Annotated in this window: 23 protein-coding genes, 2 tRNA genes and 1 pseudogene; 12 read left to right on the forward strand and 14 right to left on the reverse strand. The window is 65.3% G+C overall.

What is annotated here, in order from left to right; all coding sequences use genetic code 11:
- Nucleotides 1-17: 17 nt before the first annotated feature.
- The 5 genes from fabD to QCE88_RS12165 all read right to left on the reverse strand — a co-directional run bounded on the left by fabD (nucleotide 18) and on the right by QCE88_RS12165 (nucleotide 4349).
- Nucleotides 18-950, reverse strand: coding sequence for an ACP S-malonyltransferase (gene fabD, locus QCE88_RS12145; RefSeq protein WP_309902136.1), 933 nt, complete (start codon nucleotides 948-950; stop codon nucleotides 18-20).
- 130 nt (nucleotides 951-1080) lie between these two features.
- On the reverse strand, nucleotides 1081-2070 hold the full coding sequence (locus QCE88_RS12150; RefSeq protein WP_309902137.1) for a beta-ketoacyl-ACP synthase III: 990 nt from the start codon (nucleotides 2068-2070) through the stop codon (nucleotides 1081-1083).
- Nucleotides 2070-3242 carry a phosphate acyltransferase PlsX gene (plsX, locus tag QCE88_RS12155; RefSeq protein ID WP_309902139.1) on the reverse strand — a complete coding sequence of 391 codons (1173 nt, stop codon included), beginning with the start codon at nucleotides 3240-3242 and terminating at the stop codon, nucleotides 2070-2072. Before plsX ends, QCE88_RS12150 begins: the two co-directional genes overlap by 1 nt.
- Before the next feature lie 138 nt (nucleotides 3243-3380).
- Entirely contained in the window at nucleotides 3381-3560 is a 180-nt protein-coding gene (gene rpmF, locus QCE88_RS12160) for a 50S ribosomal protein L32 (protein ID WP_035501683.1), read from the reverse strand.
- Nucleotides 3561-3686: 126 nt separating this feature from the next.
- Nucleotides 3687-4349 (reverse strand): YceD family protein, encoded by a 663-nt coding sequence (locus QCE88_RS12165; RefSeq protein WP_309902141.1) that lies wholly within the window; start codon nucleotides 4347-4349, stop codon nucleotides 3687-3689.
- Nucleotides 4350-4718: 369 nt separating this feature from the next.
- On the opposite strand from QCE88_RS12165, the gene QCE88_RS12170 reads away from it, so the two are divergent.
- Both QCE88_RS12170 and QCE88_RS12175 read left to right on the forward strand, forming a co-directional pair.
- The gene (locus tag QCE88_RS12170) at nucleotides 4719-5336 is read left to right on the forward strand and encodes a Maf-like protein (protein ID WP_309902143.1); all 618 of its coding nucleotides are present in this window, start codon (nucleotides 4719-4721) and stop codon (nucleotides 5334-5336) included.
- Entirely contained in the window at nucleotides 5333-6052 is a 720-nt protein-coding gene (locus QCE88_RS12175; protein WP_309902145.1) for an SAM-dependent methyltransferase, read from the forward strand. Before QCE88_RS12170 ends, QCE88_RS12175 begins: the two co-directional genes overlap by 4 nt.
- 3 nt (nucleotides 6053-6055) lie before the next feature.
- On the opposite strand, the gene QCE88_RS12180 is transcribed toward QCE88_RS12175, so the two are convergent.
- Genes QCE88_RS12180 through QCE88_RS12195 form a run of 4 tightly spaced genes read right to left on the reverse strand, consistent with a single transcriptional unit; the run spans nucleotide 6056 to nucleotide 9096 of the window.
- Nucleotides 6056-7015, reverse strand: a complete 960-nt coding sequence (locus QCE88_RS12180) for a S49 family peptidase (RefSeq protein ID WP_309902147.1) — start codon at nucleotides 7013-7015, stop codon at nucleotides 6056-6058.
- A 39-nt stretch (nucleotides 7016-7054) separates the two neighbouring features.
- On the reverse strand, nucleotides 7055-7441 hold the full coding sequence (locus tag QCE88_RS12185; protein WP_309902149.1) for a Rieske 2Fe-2S domain-containing protein: 387 nt from the start codon (nucleotides 7439-7441) through the stop codon (nucleotides 7055-7057).
- Nucleotides 7438-8097: an HAD-IA family hydrolase gene (locus QCE88_RS12190; protein WP_309902151.1), complete on the reverse strand. Its 660-nt coding sequence runs from the start codon at nucleotides 8095-8097 to the stop codon at nucleotides 7438-7440. Before QCE88_RS12190 ends, QCE88_RS12185 begins: the two co-directional genes overlap by 4 nt.
- Nucleotides 8098-9096 carry an RluA family pseudouridine synthase gene (locus tag QCE88_RS12195; protein WP_309902153.1) on the reverse strand — a complete coding sequence of 333 codons (999 nt, stop codon included), beginning with the start codon at nucleotides 9094-9096 and terminating at the stop codon, nucleotides 8098-8100.
- A gap of 906 nt (nucleotides 9097-10002) precedes the next feature.
- Here QCE88_RS12195 and QCE88_RS12200 point away from each other — a divergent pair.
- The 6 genes from QCE88_RS12200 to QCE88_RS12225 all read left to right on the forward strand — a co-directional run bounded on the left by QCE88_RS12200 (nucleotide 10003) and on the right by QCE88_RS12225 (nucleotide 17653).
- Nucleotides 10003-13392 carry an Rne/Rng family ribonuclease gene (locus QCE88_RS12200; protein ID WP_309902155.1) on the forward strand — a complete coding sequence of 1130 codons (3390 nt, stop codon included), beginning with the start codon at nucleotides 10003-10005 and terminating at the stop codon, nucleotides 13390-13392.
- A 258-nt stretch (nucleotides 13393-13650) separates the two neighbouring features.
- The gene (gene moaA / locus QCE88_RS12205) at nucleotides 13651-14757 is read left to right on the forward strand and encodes a GTP 3',8-cyclase MoaA (RefSeq protein ID WP_309902156.1); all 1107 of its coding nucleotides are present in this window, start codon (nucleotides 13651-13653) and stop codon (nucleotides 14755-14757) included.
- 91 nt (nucleotides 14758-14848) lie between these two features.
- A complete protein-coding gene (gene mobA / locus QCE88_RS12210; protein WP_309903555.1) occupies nucleotides 14849-15403 on the forward strand; it encodes a molybdenum cofactor guanylyltransferase MobA in 555 nt (184 codons plus the stop codon).
- Nucleotides 15404-15524: 121 nt separating this feature from the next.
- Nucleotides 15525-16829 carry a gephyrin-like molybdotransferase Glp gene (gene glp, locus QCE88_RS12215; protein ID WP_309902157.1) on the forward strand — a complete coding sequence of 435 codons (1305 nt, stop codon included), beginning with the start codon at nucleotides 15525-15527 and terminating at the stop codon, nucleotides 16827-16829.
- Between the two features lie 66 nt (nucleotides 16830-16895).
- A complete protein-coding gene (locus QCE88_RS12220) occupies nucleotides 16896-17171 on the forward strand; it encodes a hypothetical protein (RefSeq protein ID WP_309809175.1) in 276 nt (91 codons plus the stop codon).
- A gap of 56 nt (nucleotides 17172-17227) precedes the next feature.
- The gene (locus QCE88_RS12225; RefSeq protein ID WP_309903556.1) at nucleotides 17228-17653 is read left to right on the forward strand and encodes a GNAT family N-acetyltransferase; all 426 of its coding nucleotides are present in this window, start codon (nucleotides 17228-17230) and stop codon (nucleotides 17651-17653) included.
- Here QCE88_RS12225 and QCE88_RS12230 read toward each other — a convergent pair whose 3' ends face one another.
- The 5 genes from QCE88_RS12230 to pncB all read right to left on the reverse strand — a co-directional run bounded on the left by QCE88_RS12230 (nucleotide 17654) and on the right by pncB (nucleotide 23572).
- Nucleotides 17654-19135: a DNA recombination protein RmuC gene (locus QCE88_RS12230; protein WP_309902158.1), complete on the reverse strand. Its 1482-nt coding sequence runs from the start codon at nucleotides 19133-19135 to the stop codon at nucleotides 17654-17656.
- Entirely contained in the window at nucleotides 19132-20115 is a 984-nt protein-coding gene (locus QCE88_RS12235) for a D-glycerate dehydrogenase (protein WP_309902160.1), read from the reverse strand. Before QCE88_RS12235 ends, QCE88_RS12230 begins: the two co-directional genes overlap by 4 nt.
- A gap of 3 nt (nucleotides 20116-20118) precedes the next feature.
- Nucleotides 20119-21537, reverse strand: a complete 1419-nt coding sequence (locus QCE88_RS12240; protein WP_309902162.1) for a sodium:proton antiporter — start codon at nucleotides 21535-21537, stop codon at nucleotides 20119-20121.
- A gap of 5 nt (nucleotides 21538-21542) precedes the next feature.
- Nucleotides 21543-22214: a lactate utilization protein C gene (locus QCE88_RS12245; protein ID WP_309902164.1), complete on the reverse strand. Its 672-nt coding sequence runs from the start codon at nucleotides 22212-22214 to the stop codon at nucleotides 21543-21545.
- 167 nt (nucleotides 22215-22381) lie between these two features.
- Nucleotides 22382-23572, reverse strand: a complete 1191-nt coding sequence (gene pncB, locus QCE88_RS12250) for a nicotinate phosphoribosyltransferase (protein ID WP_309902166.1) — start codon at nucleotides 23570-23572, stop codon at nucleotides 22382-22384.
- Between the two features lie 374 nt (nucleotides 23573-23946).
- Here pncB and fdxA point away from each other — a divergent pair, with 374 nt between their 5' ends.
- The 4 genes and pseudogenes from fdxA to QCE88_RS12270 form a co-directional block, all read left to right on the forward strand.
- On the forward strand, nucleotides 23947-24270 hold the full coding sequence (fdxA, locus tag QCE88_RS12255) for a ferredoxin FdxA (protein WP_309832897.1): 324 nt from the start codon (nucleotides 23947-23949) through the stop codon (nucleotides 24268-24270).
- Nucleotides 24271-24386: 116 nt separating this feature from the next.
- Nucleotides 24387-24462: transfer RNA gene (locus QCE88_RS12260), tRNA-Asn, on the forward strand.
- A gap of 90 nt (nucleotides 24463-24552) precedes the next feature.
- Nucleotides 24553-24628: transfer RNA gene (locus QCE88_RS12265), tRNA-Asn, on the forward strand.
- A 243-nt stretch (nucleotides 24629-24871) separates the two neighbouring features.
- Nucleotides 24872-24970, forward strand: a pseudogene (locus QCE88_RS12270) (lipid A hydroxylase LpxO); the annotation flags it as partial.
- Nucleotides 24971-25009: the final 39 nt, after the last annotated feature.

A 25009-nucleotide genomic window follows, 5' to 3' on the forward strand; every position in this document is an offset into this window, starting at 1 on the left:
GTCGTTCCTTATGTCGTTCAGCCAGCAATCAGCGTGCGCGTGTCGTCGAGCGAGGCCGGATCGAAGATGGATGCGCCGGTCAGGTTGCCGTCGATGCGCTTCGTCAGTCCCGCGAGCACCTTGCCCGGACCGCATTCGACAACATGCGTGACGCCGTCGCGCGCCATGGCCTGCACGCATTCGACCCAGCGCACCGGGCCCGCGGCCTGGCGCACGAGCGCGTCCTTGATCGCGGCGGGATCGGAGACGATCGCGACATCGATGTTATTGATCAGCGGAATCTGCGGCGCCTTGATTTCGACTTGGGCGAGATAGTCACGCAGCTGGTCGGACGCGGGCTTGAGCAGCGACGAATGGAACGGCGCCGACACCGGCAGCGGCAGGGCGCGCTTGGCGCCCTTCGCCTTCGCGACTTCACAGGCTTTCTCGACCGCCGCCTTCGAACCGGCGATCACGACTTGCGCAGGCGCGTTGAAGTTCACCGCTTCGACCACGCCCGCCGACGCCGCTTCGGCGCACACGGCGCGCACGGTGTCGTCGTCGAGACCGAGGATCGCGGCCATGCCGCCTTCGCCCACCGGCACGGCGTTCTGCATCGCCTGCGCGCGAAAACGCACGAGCGGCACGGCGTCCGCGAACGCCAGCGCGCCGGCCGCGACCAGCGCCGTGTATTCGCCCAGGCTATGGCCCGCGACGAGCGCCGGCTTGAGTCCGGTTTCCTGCTCCCACACGCGGTAGATCGCGTACGCGGCCGTCAGCATGACCGGCTGGGTGTTGGTCGTCAGGTTCAGGTCTTCGGCGGGGCCTTCGGCGATCAGCTTGCCGAGATCCTGGCCGAGCGCGTCGGATGCCTGCTGCAGCGTCTCGCGCACGATGGCGTGGTCAGCGAAGGCGTTGAGCATGCCGATCGATTGCGAACCCTGCCCGGGGAAAACGAATGCAAATTTCATCTCGTCCTCGTTGTCTGGAATGCGCCGCGATGCCTTCGCGGACCGCGCGCTGCTTGGGCGCGCGGGGTCTGTCACGAAGGGAAAATCAGCGGCGGATAGGTGAAGTAACTGGAAAAGCGCGGCCGGGGAATCAGTAGCGAATGACCGATGCGCCCCAGGTGAAGCCGCCGCCCACGCCTTCAATCAGCAGATGGTCGCCGCGCTTGATGCGGCCGTCGCGCACGGCGACGTCGAAGGCGAGCGGAATCGAGGCCGCCGACGTATTGCCGTGCTCACCCACCGTCACCACCATGCGCTCGGGCGGCAGATGCAGCTTGCGGGCCGTGCTCTGCATGATGCGGATATTGGCCTGATGGGGGATCAGCCAGTCGATGTCGTCCGGCGTGAGTTGCGCACGCTCCAGTGCCTCGACGGCGACCTTCTCCAGCACGTTGACGGCGAGCTTGAAGACGGCCTGGCCATCCATGTGCAGGAACGCGCTGCCTTCGACCACGCCGCCGTTCACGTTGCCCGGTGTGCAGAGAATGTCCGAATGGCTGCCGTCCGCGTGCAGCGCACTCGACAGCACGCCGGGCTCTTCCGACGCCTGCAGGATGATGGCGCCGGCGCCGTCGCCGAACAGTACGCAGGTGGTGCGGTCCTTGAAGTCGAGGATGCGCGAGAAGGTTTCCGCGCCGATCACGAGCGCCGTGCGGGCGAGGCCGCTGCGAATGAAGCTGTCCGCGGTGGCCACGCCATAGGCGAAGCCGGAGCAGACGGCCTGCACGTCGAAGGCCGCGCCGTGATTGCGGATGCCGAGCTTGTTCTGCAGCAGGCAGGCCGTGCTCGGGAACACGAAGTCCGGCGTTGAAGTGGCGACGATGATCAGATCGATCGACTGGGGATCGATACCCGCCGCCTCGATGGCCCGCTGCGACGCGATCAGCGCGAGGTCGCTCGAAGTCTGGTTCGGCGCCGCGAAGTGGCGCGCGTGAATGCCGGTGCGTGCGACGATCCATTCGTCGCTCGTCTCGACGCCCTGTTTCGCGAGACGATCGGCCAAGTCCTGATTCGTGACGCGCTCGTCCGGCAGATAGCTGCCGGTGCCCAGCACGCGTGAGTAGAGATTGGTTTGAGCCATTATGCCTTCGAATGTAGCGCAGTTCCGGACTCGCCCGGCGGGTTCGGCTGCGAGTTGGGCGGTGTAGCGGGCTGCGGGTCTGTCGGTGCAGCAGCGCTTGACGGCGCGCCTTCGACACCTGCAGCAGGCGGCGCCTCGGGCGCGGACACGCTGGTCTCGCGCGCGGCGGGCGCGTTTTCTTCCATCGCGCGCACCAGGCGTTCGAGCACGCCATTTTTGACGGCATCATACCCGCGTTTGATCGCCCACTCAAAGCCGAAGGCCTCGGCCGAACCGTGGCTCTTGATGACGAGCCCGCGCAGGCCCAGCAAGGCTGCGCCGTTGTATTGCGCGGGGTCGACACGGCGCTTGAAACGCTTGAGCACCGGCAGCGCGACGAGCGCCATCAGCTTCGAGGCGAACGAGCGGCTGAACTCTTCCTTGATGATGTCGGCGAGCATCTTCGCGAGCCCTTCCGACGTCTTCAGCGCGACATTGCCGACGAAGCCGTCGCACACGACGACATCCGTCGTGCCTTTGTAGATGTCGTTGCCTTCCACGTTGCCGTAGAAATTGAGCGTGCTCGCACGCAGCAGTTCGCCCGCGCGCTTGATGGTCTCATTGCCCTTGATGACTTCTTCGCCGATATTCAGCAGACCGATGGTCGGCCGCTCGCGGCCCTCGATGGCCGACACCAGCGCGTGGCCCATCTCGGCGAACTGCAGCAGATGCCCCGGCTCGCAATCGACGTTGGCGCCGAGATCGAGCACGGTGGTGTAGCCCTTCTGGCTCGGCATGGCGAACGCGATGGCCGGACGTTCGATGCCGGCAAGCGTCTTCAGCACGTAGCGCGAGACCGCCATGAGCGCGCCGGTGTTGCCGGCGGAAATGCAGGTCTGCGCCGCGCCTTCCTTCACGAGGTTGAGCGCGACGCGCATCGATGAATCTTTCTTCTTGCGCAGCGCGACTTCGACCGGGTCGTCCATGGCGACGACTTCGCTCGCGGCGACGACGCTCAGGCGAGTTTCATCGAGTGCCTTGCACTTTCGGAGCTGGGCGCGGATGGGCTGCTCGAGACCGACGAGCATGAGATGCGCGTCGGGATGCGAGCGCACGAAACTGACGGCAGCGGGAACGGTCACGGCCGGACCGTGGTCGCCCCCCATGCAGTCGATGGTGATCTTTACAGTCATGGAACGCGACGAATTTCGGACACAAAAAAGCGGCAGTGAAATGCCGCCTTCTTGTCGTACCGGGAAAGTGTCAAGAGCGAATTGCGCCCGAACGCCCGCAGAATGGTTTCCGCGAGCTGGACGGGCGACGGGGAACGCTTAGTCGTTCTTCGTCTTGATGACTTTCTTGCCACGATAGTAGCCATTCGGGCTCACGTGGTGGCGGAGGTGCACTTCACCCGTGCTCGGCTCGACAGCCAGCGGAGCCGTCGTGAGGAAGTCGTGGGAACGGTGCATGCCGCGCTTCGACGGCGACTTCTTGTTTTGCTGAACTGCCATGATTACTCCAGAAAAATTTTGCGAATTCTAACACAGCCCGATCCGCCGACAGCCCTCGGCCGTACGGCCATCGGGTGCGCACATCGCGCTACCTGTTTGTTGCTGCTACTAAACCTGTTCAGTGCATCAGTGCTGGCCGCCGCCGGAACCGCCCGGCTTGAGCTTTTCCAGCACCGCAAACGGATTCGGCTTGTCTGCTGCTTCCGCCGCACTGTTTTCTTCCGACTCGTCGTCCGCGCTGCCTTTAGCACTGCCTGAGAGCAGGCTTTCGTGCACCTCGGGACACACGGTGTGCTTGGGCACGAGCGGCAAGGACAACAACAACTCCTCTTCGATCAAGTCGACGAGATCGAACTGGCGCGAGCCCACGATCACTTCGACTTCATCGTCGTCGAGCGGAAATTCGTCCGCTTCTTCCTCCGTCGCGACGATCCGATAGGTGGCATCGACATCGAGATGCTGCGAATACGGCGAAAGACAGCGTTGACACCTGAGCCATACCGAGCCATGAACCGCGAGGCGCAGATAAGGCTGCGGCGCTTCCACGCCGTCGTCCTGCAATTCCGGCTGGGTCGAGCCCTCGGCCTGCCAGGTGAAGACAGTGTCTTCTTCTCCCGCTGCCGGACCACCCGATGCATCCGACACATCGGCCGGCACTTCGGCTAACATGCGCGGCATCTGCGATATGCGCAGCGCGCCGGCTGCCTGCGTGCCGCTGGTGGCGAATTCAAAAACGTCGAGCGCGCGCAGATCGGCGGGGCTCGCAGGTTTGCCAGGATTCCGGGTCATGTGCGCTCCTGCTGGTGTCTTGCTTGTGCCTTGTTTGGCGGGTGCTTCGGCGGATACTTCGGATGAACGCCCGGTATGCACCGCGACGCCGTATTCGGTCAGGCGTGGCTTGCCCGAATTTGCATCAGGCTGGCTTTCATGCTTTCGCGCTTGTGCCTGCTACTGTGCCTGCTACTGTGCCTGCCGGAGCCCTGACCAGAAGGCACCTCACCCGCGCCTCACCAGATTCACTGGCCTGAGACGCGAAGCTGCTTGCGCACCGACCGATGAAAAGCCCAAAATCATATCGGCTTTATTCTTTCGAGTCAAATACTTAAGCATCAAGCCGCGCACCACCGTTTTTTCCTTCTTTTTTACTGATTTCCCTTCATGTCCGACGCTTCAACTTCCCTTCCGCGCCTGATTCTGGCGTCGAGTTCCCCGTACCGGCGCGCGTTGCTGGAGCGCCTGCGGATGCCGTTCGAGGTCATCGTCCCGGCGATCGACGAAATGCCGCTCGAAGACGAAACACCGCAGGCGACGGCGCTGCGCCTTTCCGCCGTCAAGGCGCGGGCGGCAGCGGCGCGTGTCACGCAGCCTGACGGGCTGCTCGTGATCGGCTCGGACCAGGTCGCGACCTTCGACGGCCTGCAGATCGGCAAGCCCCGCACGCACGACAAGGCCGTCGAGCAACTGCGTGCGATGCGCGGCCGGAGCGTCGAGTTTCACAGCGCGCTGTGTGTCTTCGACAGCCGCACGAATGACATTCAAACCGCCGATATCGTCACGCGCGTGCGCTTTCGCGACTATTCGGATGCGCAGATCGAAACCTATCTGCGCGCCGAAACGCCCTACGATTGCGCCGGCAGCGCGAAATCCGAGGGCCTGGGGATTGCTTTGCTGGAAGCGATCGAATCCGATGATCCCACCGCGCTGATCGGCCTGCCGCTGATCGCGCTGACGGGCATGCTGGCCCACGCCGGCTTGCCGGTACTGGGGGCGCAATGAGCGGCGTCCTCTATCTGATTCCGAACACGCTCGGCGAAGGCGACGCCGCCGCGCTCGCGCAGGTGCTGCCCGATCCGGTGCGCGCCCAGGCGGCCGCGCTGGCGTACTACATCGGCGAAAACGCCAAGACCACGCGCGCGTTCCTGAAGAAAGTCGGCACGGAACGGCCGATCCAGGAAATCGACGTGCGCGAGCTGAACGTCAAGACGCCGCCGGGCGAGATCGACCGACTGCTCGCGCCGATCCTCGCGGGCACCGACGCCGGACTCGTTTCCGAGGCGGGCTGCCCGGCCGTCGCCGACCCCGGTGCGCTGCTGGTGCGACGCGCGCACGATCGCGGCGTGAAGGTGGTGCCGCTCGTCGGACCGAGCTCGATCCTGCTGGCGCTGATGGCCTCGGGCATGAACGGCCAGAGTTTTGCGTTCAACGGTTATCTGCCCGTCGATGCCACCGAGCGCGGCAAGCGCCTGCGCGAACTCGAACAACTGTCGCGCAAGGCCAGTCAGACGCAGATTTTCATCGAAACGCCCTATCGCAACCGCGCGATGCTCGACACGCTGATCGCGACCTGCGCGCCCTCGACGCTGATCTGCGTCGCCGTGGATCTGACCTTGCCGGGCGAAACCATCGTCACGCGCACGGCAGCCGACTGGAAGAAGAAGGCCGCGCCGGACCTGCAAAAGCGTCCGGCGATCTTCCTGCTGCTCGCGTCGTAACGCTCAGTGCAGCTGGAACCGGCCGCCGAGCGTCAGCGCGCGCACGGCGGCATCGCCCGCCGAGGCGCCGAAGCGCCGCACCACGCGCTCGCTGATACTTTCCTTCTGGGTGTAGTCGACGATATCCGGCTGCTTGATGACCTCGCGCGCGACATAGCCGGCGTCGCCGAAATCATCCGCGAGGCCGAGCGCAACGCTCTTCTCGCCGGTCCAGATCATGCCGGAGAACATCTCCGGATCGTCTTTCAGCCGCTTGCCGCGGCCCTGCTTCACGGCGTCGATGAACTGCGTGTGGATCTGGTCGAGCATGTCCTGCGCGTGGGCGGTCATCACGGGCGTTTCGGGCGAGAACGGATCGAACTCGCCCTTGTTGGCGCCCGCCGTGTGCAGGCGCCGCTGGACGCCGAGCTTGTCCATCAGGCCGGTGAAGCCGAAACCGTCCATCAGCACGCCGATCGAGCCGACGACGCTCGCCTTGTTCACATAGATCTTGTCGGCGGCCGAGGCGACGTAATAGCCGCCTGACGCGCACATGTCGTCGACGACCACGTACAGCGGCGTTTTCGGATATTTCGCACGCAGGCGCTTGATCTCGCCGTAGATGATGCCCGCCTGCACCGGACTGCCGCCCGGGCTGTTGATGCGCAGGATCACGCCGGCCGTGTTTTCGTCCTCGAAGGCGCTTTGCAGTGCGCCGTCGATGTTGTCGGCGCTGGCGTCGCCGGTGGCGGAAATCTCGCCTTGCAGGTCGATCAATGCCGTGTGCTTGCCGGCCTTCGCGGCCCGGTCGCCGGTGAAATCGAACACGCCCCAGGCAACCAGCGCAATGACGATCAGAAACAGGAACCGGAAGAAGATGCGCCAGCGCCGGGCGGCGCGCTGCTCGCGGATCGCGGCCAGGGCGATGCGCTCGAGCGCTTCGCGCTCCCAGTTGTCGTTGCCGCGTGGAAGGTTGTCGGACATGCGTAGTTCAGGCGAGTGAAAGGATGGAAGGCGGGCGAATCAGGCGGGCTGCAAGGACGCATCGGGAAGCCAGAAGACCGCGCGGCCCTCAGGCGTGTCGCGCTCCTCGACCGACACGGCGCGCAGGCGCGCACCGCGGCACGGACCACCGACGCATTTGCCGGTGTCCGGCTGGTAGATCGCCCCGTGAGTCGCGCACATCAAGTATAGGCCCGAGCTCTCGAAGAACTGACCCTCGTTCCAGTCGAGCTCCATTGGCACGTGCGCGCAGCGGTTCAGATAGCCGTACGGCTTGCCGTCGTAGCGCACAAAAAAGACGACCGCCTCGCCGGCGGCGTCCGTCGCCGGTACGCGGACGCCCGCGCCGCCGTCGACGAGTGCGTCCGCTGCGCACACGCGCACCGCGTCCCGCGCCGCTTCGCTCATGCGTGCTCCCGAAGCCAGCCGGCCAGCGACGCGACACTGTCCGCGCAGAAATGCGGCTTGAGCACCGCGAGCGAATCCGCCGGATGCGCGCCATACCCCACGCCCACGCCCGCCGCGCCCGCGTTGATGGCCATTTGCAGGTCGTGCGTCGTGTCGCCGATCATCACGGTGCGGGCGAGATCCTGGCCGAGTTCGCGCGTGAGCTCGTGCAGCATGGCCGGATGCGGCTTGGAGAAGGTTTCGTCGGCGCAGCGCGTGCCGTCGAAGGCGCTCGTCAGACGCGACTGATCCAGCGCGCGATTCAGCCCGACGCGGCTCTTGCCCGTCGCAACCGCGAGAAAATAGCCTTCGTCGCGCAGCGCCTGCAGCATGTCGCGCACGCCGGGAAAAAGCTCGGTTTCCTGCCCTTTCGTCAGGAAATGGAAGCGATAACGCTCGGCCAGGCGCGGATAGTCGGCCGGATCGAGCGTCGGCGCGCAGATTTGCAGCGCATCCTTGAGGCCGAGACCGATCACATAACTGGCGGATTCGTCGGCGGGAACTGGCAGGCCCAGGTCGCGGCAGGCGGCCTGGATGCTGCGCGTGATGTGGACGGTCGAATCCATCAGCGTGCCGTCCCAGTCGAAAACGATCAGATCGAATTGCTTCCGCGGCATTTACGGTGTCTCACGATTTTTGAGTTGTTCGATGAAGCGCCGGCACTCGGCGGGCAGCGGCGCTTCGAACTGAATGGCTTCGCCGCTCGCCGGATGGGTGATCTTCAGCCGGTAAGCGTGCAAAAACATGCGTTTCAGCGACGCTTTCGCGCTCGGACGCGCCAGATCCTTGTTCAGCGCGAAGTCGCCGTACTTGGTGTCGCCGGCGATCGGCAGGCCGATGCTCGCCATGTGCACGCGGATCTGATGCGTGCGTCCGGTCTTCAGTTCCGCCTCGACCCACGCGTAGTCGTCCCAGCGTTCGATCAGATTGAACACCGTGTGCGACGGCAGTCCGTTTTCCTGGATGCGCACGCGGCGCTCGCCGTCGGCGGCGACGTATTTGTGCAGCGGCGCCTTCACGACGCGCCGGCGGCCCCAGTCGGCGGGCCAGTCGCCGTGGCCGACCGCGTAATAGCGCTTGTCGAGGCGATTTTCCCGAATCTGCTCGTGCAGGTTGACCAGCGCGGCGCGTTTCTTCGCAAGCATCAGCACGCCGGAGGTTTCCCGGTCCAGCCTATGCACCAGTTCGAGGAACTTGGCGTGCGGCCGGGCGTTGCGCAGTTGTTCGATCACCCCGAACGCCACGCCGCTGCCGCCATGCACGGCGACGCCCGAGGGTTTGTCGATGACGATCAGATGGTCGTCTTCGAAAAGAATGGGAAATTCGGCGGCCGGCGCGTTCGATGACACCGGCGTTTCGTCCGGCTGAGCCGTACGGATAGGCGGCACACGCACGAGATCGCCCATTTCGAGACGGTACGCGGCGTCGATGCGGCCCTTGTTCACGCGCACTTCGCCGCTGCGGAGAATCCGATAAATATGGCTCTTTGGCACGCCTTTACAGACGCGCAGCAGGAAGTTGTCGATCCGCTGACCGGCGGCAGTCTCGTCGACTTCGATCATCGACACCTGTTCGCTTGCGACCTGTTTATGGGAAGTTTTGCCTAACTCATTCATTCTGAATATAATTTGCGAGCAGTCTGAAAAGGTTGATGCTTTAGATCAAGCAGGAACCGCGATTGAACAGACTGTACAGGTGCAAGCGATAAACCATCATTTTACTTGCGCCCAAGGTCGGTTGCTCACCCTGAAGACAGAGAGCAGCGAGTTGCACGCACGGCGATATCACCGGCAGGGACGAAGCCCACAGGCGCGTTCGGTCGAGTCGATCGCCGGTCGGTAACGGATTTCTGGTCAAAAAGAATTTTATCGGCGAGAAGCGAAGGCGCCCGGTGCAACAACCGGTCGCCGCCTGAATCGGTCCTGCGCGAAATTGCGCATGAGCAGGAGAAACAGGCAATCGACGCTCGCCGGTGTTGCGAACAACTGCCGGCGGAATCGCTGCTGCGCTGTAATCTGCGAAGCGCGATCACGCCGCCATGAGGCGAGACACACGGCAGCCAGCCGACGGGCGCGATACAAGGCCCGCGGCGGCGCCGGCGCGGCCTGGCCGCAGGAAGGATCGGTACGCAGCATCGCGCCGGTGTGCGCGAGACCGCTCTTCCGCGGCCACCGTTGGGAGGATTCAGGCGCTGCAAAGCGCGTTGGGCAGGCAGTGCGTCGGGACGTTTCGACCGTCCCGGACGTCCGTCCGCCACGCCGCCGTCCATCCTCGCCACGCGCCGCGCGGCTCGACTTCGCCTCGCCGTTGTTTCGCATGTGCCCCATGGCACGGCCGCCGCGCTGGCGGCTGTCGCCTGCTTTCGGCAATTCTCCCGCCAGAAATCCCGCTCCAGCGTGCTTTGTGACAACACACAAAAAGCGCGGCTCGCCCGCCTTCCCGCCTCGCGCGCGTGACCTTCATCCGTCACTGACGCCGATTCGCCTGACGAGGGAGGACGAAAGCCGCTCTGGAGCCGTTCCATGAAACGCATGCTGTTTAACGCGACGCAGCAAGAAGAACTGCGCGTCGCCATCGTCGATGGGCAGAAACTCATCGACATCGACATCGAAACCGCCGGGCGCGAACAGCGCAAAGGCAACATCTACAAGGGAGTCGTCACCCGCATCGAGCCGTCGCTCGAAGCCTGCTTCGTCAACTACGGCGAGGACCGCCACGGCTTCCTGCCGTTCAAGGAAGTCGCCCGCCAGTATTTCCGCGACGGCGTCGACATGCGCTCCGCGCGCATCCAGGACGCGCTGCGCGAAGGCCAGGAACTCATCGTCCAGGTCGAGAAGGAAGAGCGCGGCAACAAGGGCGCGGCGCTGACCACGTTCATCTCGCTGGCCGGCCGCTACCTCGTCCTGATGCCGAACAATCCGCGCGGCGGCGGCGTGTCGCGCCGTATCGAGGGCGACGAGCGCCAGGAACTGCGCGAAACCATGGCGCAGCTCGAATTGCCGGAAGGCATGAGCATCATCGCGCGCACGGCGGGCATCGGTCGTTCGGCGGAAGAGCTGCAGTGGGACCTGAACTACCTGATGCAGCTGTGGCGCGCGATCGAAGCCGCGTCGCAGAGCGGGGTCGGCGGCCAGCCGATGCTGATTTATCTCGAATCCAGCCTCGTCATCCGCGCGATCCGCGATTATTTCCAGCCGGACATCGGCGAAATCCTTATCGACACGACCGAAATCCATGATCAGGCCCGCGCCTTCATGGACATCGTGATGCCCGACAACCTCTCGAAGGTGAAGCGCTATCACGACGACGTGCCGCTGTTCTCGCGCTTTCAGATCGAGCATCAGATCGAAACCGCGTACTCGCGCACGGTGCCGCTGCCCTCGGGCGGCGCGATCGTGATCGATCACACCGAGGCGCTCGTCGCCATCGACGTGAACTCGGCGCGCGCGACCAAGGGCGCCGACATCGAGGAAACCGCGACGCGCACCAATCTCGAAGCCGCCGACGAAGTCGCGCGCCAGCTTCGTCTGCGCGACCTGGGCGGCCTGATCGTGATCGATTTCATCGACATGGAATCGGCCAAGAGCCAGCGCGAAGTCGAGCAGCGTCTGAAGGACGCACTCAAGCACGACCGCGCCCGCGTACAAATGGGCAAGATTTCGCGCTTCGGCCTGATGGAACTGTCGCGTCAGCGTCTGCGTCCGGCGCTGTCGGAAGGCAGCCACGTGACCTGCCCGCGCTGCAACGGCACGGGCCATATCCGCGACACCGAATCGTCCGCGCTGCAAGTGCTGCGGATCATTCAGGAAGAAGCGATGAAGGAGCACACCGCGGCAATTCATTGCCAGGTGCCGGTCGAGGTGACCGCCTTCCTGTTGAACGAAAAGCGCTCGGAAATCAACAAGATCGAATCGCGCTTCAAGGTCAACGTCGTCCTGATTCCGAACAAGCATCTGGAAACGCCGCATTACAAGCTGGAGCGTCTGCGTCACGACGACGCACGCCTCGACGAGCCGCGCGCATCGTGGAAGATGGCCGTGGAAGCCGCGACGGAACTCGAGTCCGAGACCGGCTACAGCAAGCGCGCCGAAGAGGTGAAGCCGAAGCAGGAAGCCGCGGTCAAGGGCATCACGCCCGAGAAACCTGCGCCGAGCGCGCCGGTCAAGGCCGCTCCGGTCGAGGCCGCGCCCGTTGCGGCGCCGGTGCCGGCGAGCGGCGGATTCATCGCGTGGATCAAGAACCTGTTCGGCATCCAGCCGGAGGTCAAGCCCGCCCCGGCTCCGGTCGAGGCGCAACCGGCCGCGCGTCCGCAACGTGAGCGCAGCGAACGCTCGGGCAGCGGCGATCGCAACCGCAACCGCCGCAGTGGCGGCGGCGCGGGCCGCGACGGCGCGTCGGCAGGTGCGGCGAGTGGCGCCAACGGCAGTACCGGTGGCAACGGCACGGGCCGCCAAGGCGCGCGCCGCGAGGATCGCGAGCCGCGTGGCGGTCGTGAGGGACGCGAACTGCGTGAAGTGCGCGAGCCGCGTGAACCCCGCGAACCGCGTGAGGCACGCGAAGCCCGCGAGCCGCGCGAGGCCCGTGAGCCGCGTGAAGGCCGTGAGCGCAGCGCCGAGCGCGCCGCGCGTCCGGAAACAGGCGAACGCCAGGAACGCCGCGAACGTCCGGATCGTGGTGAACGCGGTGCCGAGCGCGCTGATCGTTCCGACCGCGCTGATCGTCCCGAACGTGCGGAGCGCGGGGAACGGTCGGATCGTGGCGAGCGCCGCAAGCCGCAACCGGAAGCCGCCGTCGAAGCACTGACGCAAGGCGAAACCGTGGTGTCGGAAATCGTCGAGTCGTCGCAGATCGATGTGGACACCGCAGGCTTCGACGCGGACTCCGCCGATCAGGCCAACAGCGCGCGTGACGGCGAAGAGCGTCGCCGCCGTCGTCGTGGCCGTCGTGGCGGCCGTCGCGAACGCGAGGAAGACGGCATCACCGTGAATCATGCGGCTGACGTCGCGGAAGCCGAAGGCGCCGCCGACAGCACCTCGGCGCAGGCCGGCGTGTTCGACGCCGAAGCCGCGCAGGAAGTGTCCGTGCGTCGCGAAGCGCGTCCGGTGGCTGAACCGGCCGAAGCAGCGGCGCCGACACCGGTCGAAGCCGTGGCCGCGCAACCGGTGGAAGCGCCGGTCCAGGCGCCGGTTGAAGTGAAGCCGCAAGCGCCGGCGCCTGTCGTCGCTGAAGCAGCGCCGGTGGCGAAGGCTCAGGAGGCCGAGCCGGTCGAACCGAAGGCATCGACGCCCGCAGCAGCCGACTTCGACGTGTTCGCCAAGCCGGCTCCCGCGCCGTCGGTCGACAACCCGTTCGGTCCGACGCCGAAGGCTGCCGAAACCAAGCCTGTCGATCCGTTCGCGCCCGTGGCCGACGAAGCCAGGCCGGTCGAAGCTGCGCCCGCTCCGGTCGAAACGCCGGCGCCGGTTGCCGAGGTCGCCAAGCCCGCTCCGGTTGTCGCTGAAGCCGCGCCTGAAGCGGTTCCGGCGCCTGCCTCTGCCGAAGCCGAAGTGGCGGAGCCGGTGAAGGTCGCCGCGGTCGCACCGACGCCCGAGGCAACGGCCGTTGCACCCGTGCCGCCGATCGAACACGCCGAAGTGCAGGCGCCGGTCGCAGCGGAACCGGTGAAGGCAGCCGCGCCGGCCGCATCCGCGACCGCCGCGACCGCTACGCCGATCGCCGCCGAAGCGATCCAGCCGATGCTCGAACGCGCCGGCCTCGTGTGGGTCAACACCGACGAGAGCAAGCTGCGTGAAGCCGATGCTGCCGCCGCCCGCGTGCCCGCGCCGGTGCGCGTGCCGCGCGAGCGCAAGGTGCTGCCGCCGGCCGACACCACACCGATGCAGCAGGTGGAAACCGGCAAGAGCGCTCATTGAGCTATCACTGAGCGCTCTGACGCCCGGCACGGCTCCACGCCGTACCGGGCTGGACGGACGAAACGCCATCGATCCACATCGATGGCGTTTTTTTTCGCGCAGCCGCCGCGCATCGCTGCAAAAATGCGGGAAAACCAGACCCCGCGCGGGTATCCCCCTTGCGACTCCGATGAGCACCTTCCGTTAAAATGGAACGGTCATCGAACGATTCGCAACCTCAAAACAAGACCGCCACGGTCGAGCCGAACCCCATCCATCATGTCCCGACGCATCATCCCCGTGACCGACATCAGCGCGATTCCGGCCTTCGCCGGCGTCGCCGCCGCGCCATCGGGGCTGCTCACGGACACGCTCGCGCGCCCCTTGCGCGACCTGCGCATCTCGGTGACCGACCGCTGCAACTTCCGCTGCGTGTACTGCATGCCGCGCGAGGTCTTCGACAAGCATTACCCGTTTCTGCCGCACGCCGCCCTGCTCTCCTTCGAGGAAATCGAGCGGCTGGCGCGCGTGTTCGTCTCGCATGGCGTCGAGAAGATTCGCCTGACGGGCGGCGAGCCGCTCCTGCGCAAGAACATCGAATATCTGATCGAGCGGCTGGCGCTGCTGCGTACGCCCGAAGGCCGTCCGCTCGACCTCACCCTGACCACGAACGGTTCGCTGCTCGCGCGCAAGGCCCGCTCGCTGCGGGACGCGGGGCTGTCGCGCGTCACGGTCAGCCTCGACGCCCTCGACGACGCGCTGTTTCGCCGCATGAACGACGCCGACTTCGCGGTAGGCGACGTGCTCGAAGGCATCGCCACGGCGCAGGCAGTCGGGCTTGCGCCGCTCAAGGTGAACATGGTCGTCAAGCGCGGCACCAACGACCAGGAAATCGTGCCGATGGCGCGTCACTTCAAGGGCAGCGGCGCCATCCTGCGGTTCATCGAATACATGGACGTGGGCGCGTCGAATGGCTGGAACATGAGCGAAGTGCTGCCGTCGGCGCAGGTGGTGGAGCGCATCGACGCGCACTTCCCGCTCGCGCCGCTCGAAGCCCATACCGACGCCGAAACCGCCCAACGCTGGGGTTATCGCGACGGCAGCGGCGAGATCGGCGTGATCTCCAGCGTCACGCGCGCGTTCTGCGGAACCTGCACGCGCGCGCGGCTCTCGACCGAAGGCAAGCTGTACCTCTGTCTCTTCGCCGTCGCCGGACACGATCTGCGCGGCCTGATCCGCGGCGGCGCCAGCGATGAGGACGTCGCCACTTCCATCGCGCGCATCTGGGAAGCACGCGGCGACCGCTATTCGCAATTGCGCGGCAGCGCGTCGGCCCCGGCACGGAGCGACGGACCGCGCGTCGAAATGTCGTACATCGGTGGCTGACGCAGGCGAAACGACCGTGCAGGCCACGCCTCAATCCCATGCTTTCTCCGACGTCACGGCGCTCGTGCTGGCGGGCGGACGCGGCTCGCGCATGGGCGGCGTCGACAAGGGCATGCAGCCGTTTCGCGGCGAACCGCTCGCGCTGCACGTGATGCGGCGTCTCGCCCCGCAGGCCAGCGCGATGCTGGTCAGCGCCAACCGCTCGCTCGATGACTACGCGCGTCTCGGCGCGCCCTTCGCCGCGCGCGTCATCGCCGATACGCGCGCGGCCTATCCAGGGCCGCTTGCCGGCATCGCAGCCGCGCTGCGCGAGGCGCGCACCGGCTTCGTGCTGACCGCGCCTTGCGACGCGCCGTTCGTCGACGAACACCTGGGCGCCGCGCTGATGCAGGCGCTCGAAACAAAGGGTGTCGACATTGCGTATGCGGCGACGGTCGAGGCATCCGGCGACGTGCAGGCGCATCCGGTGTTCGCGCTGCTGCGCACCTCGCTCGCCGACGATCTCGACGCCTGGCTGGACGCCGGCGAGCGCAAGGTGCGCGCGTGGTACGCGCGCCACACGGCGGCTGAAGTCCAATTTCACGATGTACGTGCGTTTTACAATGTCAACGATTTGCAGCAGCTGGCCGAGCTGGAGCGCGACTGACCGCTCAACCCGCTGTTCGCTCGCGTCCGCCCATGTGGCCTGATCCTTCCAGGCTGCTCGTTCCCTCCGCCGCCGTGGCATTGCCTCACCGCCCTGCGCAGGCCGCGATCCACTCCGATTCATGACCACGCCCAAGGAATTCTTCGCCTCCGTTGCTCAGTACGATCCGAATGCGCTGCCTGTCGAGGCCGCGCAGGACATCGTGCGTCAATGGGCGATGCCGCGCGGCGCCGATGCGCCCGCGGAACGCGTGAGCCTGCACGACGCGCTGGGCCGCGTGCTGGCGGAGGACGTGATTTCTCCCATCGACGTCCCCGCCTTCGACAATTCGGCGATGGACGGCTACGCGTTCGCGGCCACGGCGGTGACGGGCGCCGGCGCAACGGTCGAACTTCCGGTCGCGGGCACGGCATTCGCCGGCCGTCCTTTCGTGGCCACGTCCGGCGGGCGCGAATGCGTGCGCATCATGACCGGCGCACTGATGCCGCCGGGTTGCGACACGGTGGTGCCGCAGGAGCAGGTCACCCGCGAAGGCGACACCATTCGCTTTGCCGTCGCAGGCATCCACGCGGGACAGAATCGCCGGCTGGCAGGCGAGGATCTCGCCCGGGGCAAGCCCGCGCTGGTCGCCGGGCGCGTCGTGCGGGCGTCGGATCTCGGGCTGCTGGCGTCGCTCGGGATCGGCGAAGTGGCGGTGCGCAAGCGGCTCGTCGTGGCCTTCTTCTCGACCGGCGACGAACTGCGCTCCATCGGCGAAACCCTGAGCGCGGGCAGCGTCTACGACAGCAATCGCTACACGCTGTTCGCGATGCTCCGGCGCCTGGGTGTCGAGACGCTCGATCTCGGCATCGTGCGCGACGACCGCGCCTCGCTCGAAACCGCGCTGCGTCACGCGACCTCCAGTGCGGACGTCGTCATCAGTTCGGGCGGCGTCTCGGTGGGCGATGCGGACTTCACGCGCGACCTGCTGAATTCGCTCGGCGAAGTCGCCTTCTGGAAGATCGCGATGCGCCCCGGCCGGCCGCTGGCATTCGGCCGCCTGTGGTCCGGCGAACGCGCGGGCGCGGGCCGCTCGGCGCTGTTCTTCGGCTTGCCGGGCAATCCGGTCGCCGTGATGGCGACCTTCTACTTCATCGTGCGCGAGGCCTTGCTCGCCATGTCGGGTGCGCAGCGGCAGGCGCTCACGGCCCTTCGCGCCCGCGCCGCCGAGCCGATGAAGAAACGCGCAGGCCGCACCGAATTCCAGCGCGGCATTGCGACACGCGAGGCCGATGGCGGCTGGCGCGTCGTCACGACCGGTCCGCAAGGCTCGGGCGTGCTCAGCTCGATGAGCGAAGCAAACTGCTTCATCGTGCTCGAGCATGCTCGCGGTGACATAGACGCCGGCGACGATGTCGAGATCGTGCCGTTCGACGGCCTGATCTGACGACTGCGCCGCGCGCGCGCATCGCCGGAACCCTCATTCCTATATCGACAGACGGGGCACCCTTCCATGAAAAAACAGATTTCGTTCATCGCACCGGGACAGACCGCCAAGGCGCTGATCCTCGTTTATCTGACCTTCAGCGTGCCGATCGTGCTGCTGGGCGTCGTGGTCGCGTTCGTGCGCTATGGCTCGGTGGAAGTGAGCACGGTCACGAGCGCCCTGCTGCTCAACGCGATCCTTGGCTTCATCCTCTTGTGGATCGCCTGTCATGCGTACAACTGGGTGGCATCGCGTTTCGGCGGCATCGAGATCACGCTGTCCGACGCGCCGGAGGAAGCGTGAGCGCCGCCCTCATCCGTGCGGCAACGCCCGCCGATGTCGGCGCCGTGTTCGCGCTGATGCTCGAGCTGGCCGAGTTCGAGAAGCTGACGCATCTGTTCGTCGCCACCGAGCAGGATGTGCATGAGGCGTTGTTCGGCACGCGTCCGGCCGCCGAAGCGCTGGTCGCCGAGCAGAACGGCGAGATCGTCTCTTACGCGCTGTTCTTCCAGAACTTCTCGACCTTCCTCGGCAAGCGCGGCCTGTATCTCGAAGACCTCTACGTGCGTCCCTCGATGCGCGGCAGCGGCCTCGGCACGCAGATGTTGAAGAAGCTGGCCGCGCTCGCGGTGGAACGTCAATGCGGCCGCTTCGAATGGTCGGTGCTCGACTGGAACCAGAACGCCATCGACTTCTACGAAAAGATGGGCGCGACCGTGCTGCCCGACTGGCGCATCGTGCGCGTCACGGGCGAGCCGCTCGAACGGCTGGCCGTGTCGTCGTAATCAAGTCTCGTCGTCGCCTTCGGGCGAGGGTACGTCACCGGACACTTCACCCGACGCCTCGCCCAGCAGTCCCGCCGCCCGCTCCCCCGGCAACGCCTCCACGTCGCGCAGACGCTTGTTCATCTGCCGCGTGCGCGTCTGCGCCGCCTCGATCGAACGCGTGACCGTTTCGAGCTGCGACTTGGTGCGCGCCAGCACGTCGCCGAATTTGCCGAACTCGGTCTTCACCGCGCCCAGCACCTGCCAGACCTCGCTGGAACGCTTCTCGATGGCCAGCGTGCGAAAGCCCATCTGCAAACTGTTGAGCAGCGCGGTCAGCGTGGTCGGTCCCGCTATGCTCACGCGATAGTCGCGCTGCAGCGCATCGCTCAGACCGGGGCGGCGCAGCGCTTCGGCGTACAGACCCTCGGTGGGCAGGAACAGCAGCGCGAAGTCCGTGGTATGCGGCGGCGCGACGTATTTCTGCGCGATCGCCTTCGCTTCCGCGCGCAGACGGCCTTCGAGCGCACGCGCAGCCTCTTCCACGGCGGCCGGATCGGCACGTTCCTGCGCATCGATCAGACGCTCGTAGTCCTCGCGCGGAAACTTCGCGTCGATGGGCAGCCACACGGGCGAAGCGGCTTCATCCGACCTTGCGGAAGAACCCGGCGCGTCATGACGGCCGGGCAGCTTGATCGCGAATTCCACGCGGTCGTTACTGTTCGGCACCGTCGCAACGTTCTTCGCGTATTGCTCCGGCGTGAGCAACTGCTCCAGCAGCGCTTCGAGTTGCACTTCGCCCCAGGTGCCGCGCGTCTTGACGTTGGTCAGCACCTTCTTCAGGTCGCCGACGCCCGCCGCGAGCGTCTGCATCTCGCCCAGCCCACGATGCACCTGCTCCAGCCTGTCCGACACCAGCTTGAACGACTCGCCCAGCCGCTGCTCCAGCGTGGCGTGCAGCTTTTCGTCGACGGTGCGGCGCATTTCATCGAGCTTCGTGGCGTTGTTCGCCTCGATGTCCTTCAGACGCGCCTCGAGCGTCGCGCGCACCTCGCCGAGCCGCCGCTCGTTCGCCTCCGACAGCTGCGCGAGATGCAGCGAGATCGAATCGCCGAAGCGCTTCAGCGCATTGCCCTGCTCCTCGCGCGCCTGCTGGCTCTGTTGCGCCAGTTGTTGCGCGAGCGCGTCGAACTGCGCGTTCTGCACGCTCGACGTACTCGCGAGCTGTGTCGACAGCGTCTGATGAAACTGGCCGAAGCCGTTCTGCGCTTCCATGCGCGACACCCGCGCACTTTCCGCGATATCGCCGCGCACGCCGCGTTCGAGCCGTTCCTGCGCGCGCGCGTGCGCCTCGCCCATGTCGTTGACGCGGTCGGTGAGCGCCTCGAACTCGTCGTGCATGCCGCCCTGCGACGCGCGCCGCAGCATCACGACGAGCGCAATGAGCGCAATCACCAGCGCGACTGCCAGCACGGCGACCCCGCCCACCAGCAGTTCCATCATTTCTTCAGTACGCCCGGATTGATCGGATTCGGCGGATTGCCCGCGCGCGGACCTTCGCCGAGGGCAGCGATCAGGTTGTCGGCGGCGAGATTCGCCATGGCGCGGCGCGTGGCTTCGGTCGCGCTGGCAATGTGCGGCGTCAGCACGACGTTGTCGAGCACCAGGAAATCAGGATTGAAGTTCGGCTCACCTTCGAAGACATCGAGCCCCGCCGCGGCGATGCGCTTGTCACGCAACGCGGCGATCAGCGCGGCATCGTCGACGATACCGCCGCGCGCGATGTTCGTGAGCGTCGCGGTCGGCTTCATCAGCGCGAGTTCAGCGGCGCCGATGGTGTGATGGCTCTCCTTCGAATACGGCACGACGAGCACCACGTGATCCGCGCGCTTCAGCAAGTCTTCCTTCGACGCGTACTCCGCATTCAGCGCGGCCTCGATCTCGGGCGCCACGCGCGAGCGGTTGTGATACATCACGCGCATGTTGAAACCGCTCGCGCGCCGCGCGAGCGCCTGCCCGATGCGCCCCATGCCGATCACGCCGAGCGTGGAGCCGTACACGTCGGCGCCGAGGAAGGAATCGAAGGACCATTTCTGCCACTGGCCCGCGCGCAGGAAATGCTCCGACTCGGTTACGCGACGCGCGGCCGCCATCATCAGCGCCCAGCCGAAGTCGGCGGTGCTTTCGTTCAGCACGTCCGGCGTATTGGTGCCGAGCACGCCGTGCGCGTCGAACGCCTGCATGTCGAAGTTGTTGTAGCCGACCGCCATGTTCGCGACGACCTTCAGCTTCGGCGCGGCCGCGAGTTCGGCGTCGCCGACGCGCTCGCCGGCCGTGAACGCGCCGTCGCAGTCGGCGAGACGCCGGACGAATTCTTCCTGCGGAAGGACATCGCCCATGTTGGCGTCCACATCGAAAATCTGTTTCAGCCGCTCGATGACATCGGGGAACGTGGATCGCGCGACAAGCACTTTCTTCTTCATTGCCTACTCCCGGAAAAATAGCCAGCCCAGCATGGCGAAAAGCGGCAGCAAGACGACGCCCGACCACGCGATATAGCCGAAGAAACTAGGCATGCGCACACCGCGCGACTCGGCGATCGCCTTGACCATGAAATTCGGCGCGTTGCCGATATAGGTGTTCGCGCCCATGAAGACCGCGCCCGCGGAAATGGCGGCGAGCGTGGTGGCGTCGGTGGTCATGAGCGTGCGGGCGTCGCCGCCTGCGAGATTGAAGAACACGAGATAAGTAGGCGCGTTGTCGAGAAACGACGACAGCAGGCCGGTGGCCCAGAAGTACGCCAGGTCCACCGGCTTGCCGTTCGCATCCGACACCGCGTGCACGATGCCCGCGAATGCGCCGTCCGCGCCCGCGCGCAGGATGGTGATGACAGGCGCGATGGTGACGAAGATCGCGGCGAACAGTCTGGCGACTTCGGCGATGGGCGCCCAATCGAACGCATTGCCCTCGCGCGCGCGCTTCGGCGTGAATGCAAGCGACGCCAGCAACACGACCGCGAGCAGCACGTCGCGCACGAGGTTCTGCAGCTGCACCTGTGTGCCGAACACATCGAACGCGATGCCGGGCTTCCACACGCCGCTCATCAGCACCAGCGCGACGATGGCCGCGAGCAGCGCGAAGTTGATCTTGCCGTCGATGCCGAGCGACGGCGTGTCGGGCGTCGGATCGAGTGCCGGCCGGCCGGCATCGTGCTTGCGCCACGTGTGGCTGTCGAGCAGATAAAACAGCGCGAGTAACACGACGCAGAGAAACAGCATGGGCAGCGCGAGATGCAGCGTGGTCCAGAAGAATCCGACACCGTTCAGAAAGCCCAGGAACAGCGGCGGATCGCCCAGCGGCGTGAGCGAGCCGCCGGCGTTCGCAACGAGAAAGATGAAGAACACGACCACGTGCACGACATGCTTGCGGTTGTCGTTGGCGCGCAGCAGCGGCCGGATCAGGAGCATGGCCGCGCCGGTCGTGCCCATGAGGCTCGCGAGCACGGTGCCCAGCGCGAGCAGTCCGGTATTGAGCCGCGCCGAGCCGTGCAGGTTACCGCGCACGCAGATGCCGCCCGCAACTGTATAGAGCGCGGCCAGCAGCATGATGAAGGGCAGATACTCGTCGAGCAGCGCGTGCAGCAGCACGCCGCCCGCGGTGCCGGCGCCGAACGCGACGGCGAACGGCAGGAGAAACGCGAGCGCCCAGGCTGCCGCGATCTTGCCGTCATGGCGATGCCATAGCTTCGGCGTCAGCAGCGGAAGGACCGCGATGGACAACAGCACGCCGACGAACGGCAAACCCCACGCGGCCGAAAGCGTTGCGCCGTCGAGCGTGGCCGCCGCGGCGGGAGACGTGACCGAGGCCAACGCAGCAAGCAGGACACCGCCAGCCAGAAGCCGCATCGAACTCAGGCTCCGCGCACGACGATGACATGCACGCGATACGGCCCGTGTGCGCCGAGCACGATGGTCTGTTCGATATCGCCGGTGCGCGACGGCCCCGAGACGAAATTGACCGCACGCGGCAGTTCGCCCCGTTCGGCGCGGATGAGCGCGAAGGCGTCTTCGTGCGCCGCGACGATGCGCGACGCCGGCACGATGGCAATGTGAGTGGCCGGCAGCAGCGCGCCGGATGCGGGCGTTTCGGCGCCGGACAGCAGCACCAGCGAACCGGTTTCGGCAGTGGCGCAGAAACAGCCGGTGATACCGACGAGATCGGCATCGGCGGGCTTGCGCAACGACACTTGCAGGCCGGCTTCGGCAAACGGCAGGTCAGCGAGCGCGGGCCACGCGACCACTTCGGTCGGGAGATTCAACGCATGAACATAACGCGCGGCTTCGGCGGGGGTGTCGGCAAGCGATTCGACTTCGGCCACGGTGGTGGCAAGGCGCTCGGCCTCCAGCCTGAAACGCGCGATGAGTTCTTCGCGCGTCTGCGGCAGCGGCGGACGCGGGCCCGCCGGATGGCGCTCGACATACTCCTGCGCCGCGGTGCGTTCGGCGTCCGTCGGCTCGCCGCGACGGCCCTGCGCACTGCGGATGCGCGCGAGAATGGTGCGGCGCGCGGCCGATGTATCCATGGTGCCGTCCTCTTTCCTCTGCAAAGCTGCGTAGGTGCGTAAATGCGTAGGTGCGTGAGCCGAATCGATCAGCGACGCGTCGAATTATAGCGAGCGGGGTTTGCGCGCGAACCTCGGCCGGACGGCATAGGACGGGTGCACAACCCAGGCACGCAAAAACGCACGCGTCAGAGTTCGTCCACCGGCTGCTCGATGCCGAATACCTGGCGCAGGTAGGCGAGATAAGCGCGGTCGTCGCACATGTTCTTGCCCGGCGAGTCCGACAGCTTCGCAACCGGCTGCCCGTTGCAGCGAACCATCTTGATGACGATCTGCAGCGGCTGATAGCCGAGGTCGTTGGTGAGATTCGTGCCGACGCCGAATGCCAGCTGGCAGCGGCCGCGGAACCGCTCGTAGAGCTGCAGCACCTTGGGGATGTCGAGCGCGTCCGAGAACACGAGGATCTTGGTGCGCGGGTCGCAGCGGTTCTCCTCGTAATGGCGCAGCAGGCGCTCGCCCCAGTCGAACGGATCGCCCGAGTCGTGCCGCGCGCCGTCAAAGAGCTTGCAGAAGTACATGTCGAAGTCGTTCAGGAACGCCTTCATGCCGTACACGTCCGACAGCGCAATGCCCAGGTCGCCGCGATATTCCTTGGCCCACATCTCGAAGCCGTAGATCTGCGAATCGCGCAGACGCGGACCCAGCGCCTGACACGCCTGCAGGTATTCATGCGCCATGGTGCCGAGCGGGCGCTGGCCGTGCTTCATCGCGTAATAGACGTTGCTCGTGCCGGCGAACTGCGCGCCCAGGCGTTCCTTGAGCGTCAGCACGACTTCCTCGTGCCACTGCTTGGAGAAGCGGCGACGCGTGCCGTAGTCGGCGATCTTGCAGTCGGAATATTCGGGCGGCGTGGCGAGCAGCTTGATCTTCTCGCGCAGGCGCTCGCGGCCGGTTTCGTACTCGGGCTTGCGCTGGGTGTTGCGGAAGTAGACCTCGTTGACGATCGCGAGCACCGGAATCTCGAAGAGGATCGTATGCAGCCAGGGCCCTTCGATATCGATGTCGATCTCGCCGTTGTTCTTCGCCGACGGCGCAATGCGAATGGACTTCTCGTTCAGATGGAACAGCGCGAGGAAATCGATGAAGTCGCTCTTGATGAAGCGCATGTGCCGCAGATAGTCGAGCTCTTCTTCCTTGAAGCGCAGATTGCAGAGCTGCCGGACTTCATCGCGAATTTCGTCGATGTACGGCACGAGATCGACATTCGGCGTGCGGCAGCGAAAGCGATATTCGACGTTCGCCGCCGGGAAATGATGCAGCACGACCTGCATCATCGTAAATTTATAGAGGTCAGTGTCGAGCAGCGAAGTGATGATCATGGTTCTGGCTGAAACATCCACGCGAAAAGACGACGCACCGGTTCAAGCCGCCTGCCCCGCTGGCCCGATGCGGTCCCGATGTGCATTGATGGCGAACGGGCCTTGCTACAAACAGACTCTGACCCGAATACGCTCTGCAGGTCATGTTACCCGAATGTGCGCGCCGGCATGGGGCATGGCCGCCCTCTCCGGCCCGTTGCAAAGGCTTCCTGTGCCGCGCATAACAACATCACGAATCGATATAAGGCAGGCGGCGCGGGCGCTCGCGTCCGTTTTTCCTATTACGCTACAATACGCGTTTCCGCAAGCGCACCTCCCGGCCCATGCAGCCGCCCAGGGCGCAGCCCCCACGAATTCCGCATGCAGGAGCCTGAATGACTCACGTTGTGACCGAAAGCTGCATCAAGTGCAAGTTCACTGATTGCGTGGACGTGTGCCCGGTGGATTGCTTCCGCGAAGGTCCCAACTTTCTCGCGATCGATCCGGACGAGTGCATCGACTGCGCCGTGTGCGTCGCCGAATGCCCGGTCAATGCGATCTACGCCGAAGAAGATGTGCCCGGGGATCAGCAACACTTCACTGAACTGAACGCCGACCTCTCCCGCAACTGGCCGAGCATCACCAAGACGAAGGCGCCGCTGCCGGAGTCGGATGAGTTCAAGGACGTCAAGGAAAAGCTGAATCTGCTGGAGCGCTGATTTTGCGGGGTTTGTGAAGCCCTCTATTCAAGCTGCAAAAGCGGTTATCGAATGAAGATTGGGCGTTGACAGTAAAGCACCACCGCCCTATAATCTCGCTTCTCTGCTGTAGATGTTCCCCGATAGCTCAGTTGGTAGAGCGCCGGACTGTTAATCCGTAGGTCCCTGGTTCGAGCCCAGGTCGGGGAGCCAAGAGTTTTATTCAAAGCTCCAGCAAGCGTTGTTCAAAACCCAGTCTATTGGCTGGGTTTTTCATCTCAGCTTCACATGTTGTCATGTTGTTCCCCGATAGCTCAGTTGGTAGAGCGCCGGACTGTTAATCCGTAGGTCCCTGGTTCGAGCCCAGGTCGGGGAGCCAAAAAGGCTTCATCGCAGGATCCAGCAAAAGCCCAGTCTTCGATTGGGCTTTTTGTTTTTGCGCGCCGGTTTTCTCTTCTCTACGCGTCGTCACCGTCCAGGCGGATCTCGTTTATCCGTTCGTCGATCTATTCCCGCGATAAACGATAGCGTGAGAAACGATGCACTGGATCATCCTGTTGATCTTCATCGTCTGTGCGGCCTGCACATATTGGCTTGGCAAGGTTCGAACGGCTTTGTCGGCGGCGAATTGAATCACGCGTTCAAGCATCTCTGTCCGATCCGGCTCGTCGGCAAGCGTGTGAAAGCGTGGAACCGGACCGTGTACACCATCGTCAAGTGGCTGGGTGGCGATCTTCTTCAGGTATCAAGGCTTGACGAA

The sequence above is a fragment of the Caballeronia sp. LZ035 genome, assembly GCF_031451175.1.
GTDB lineage: Bacteria > Pseudomonadota > Gammaproteobacteria > Burkholderiales > Burkholderiaceae > Caballeronia.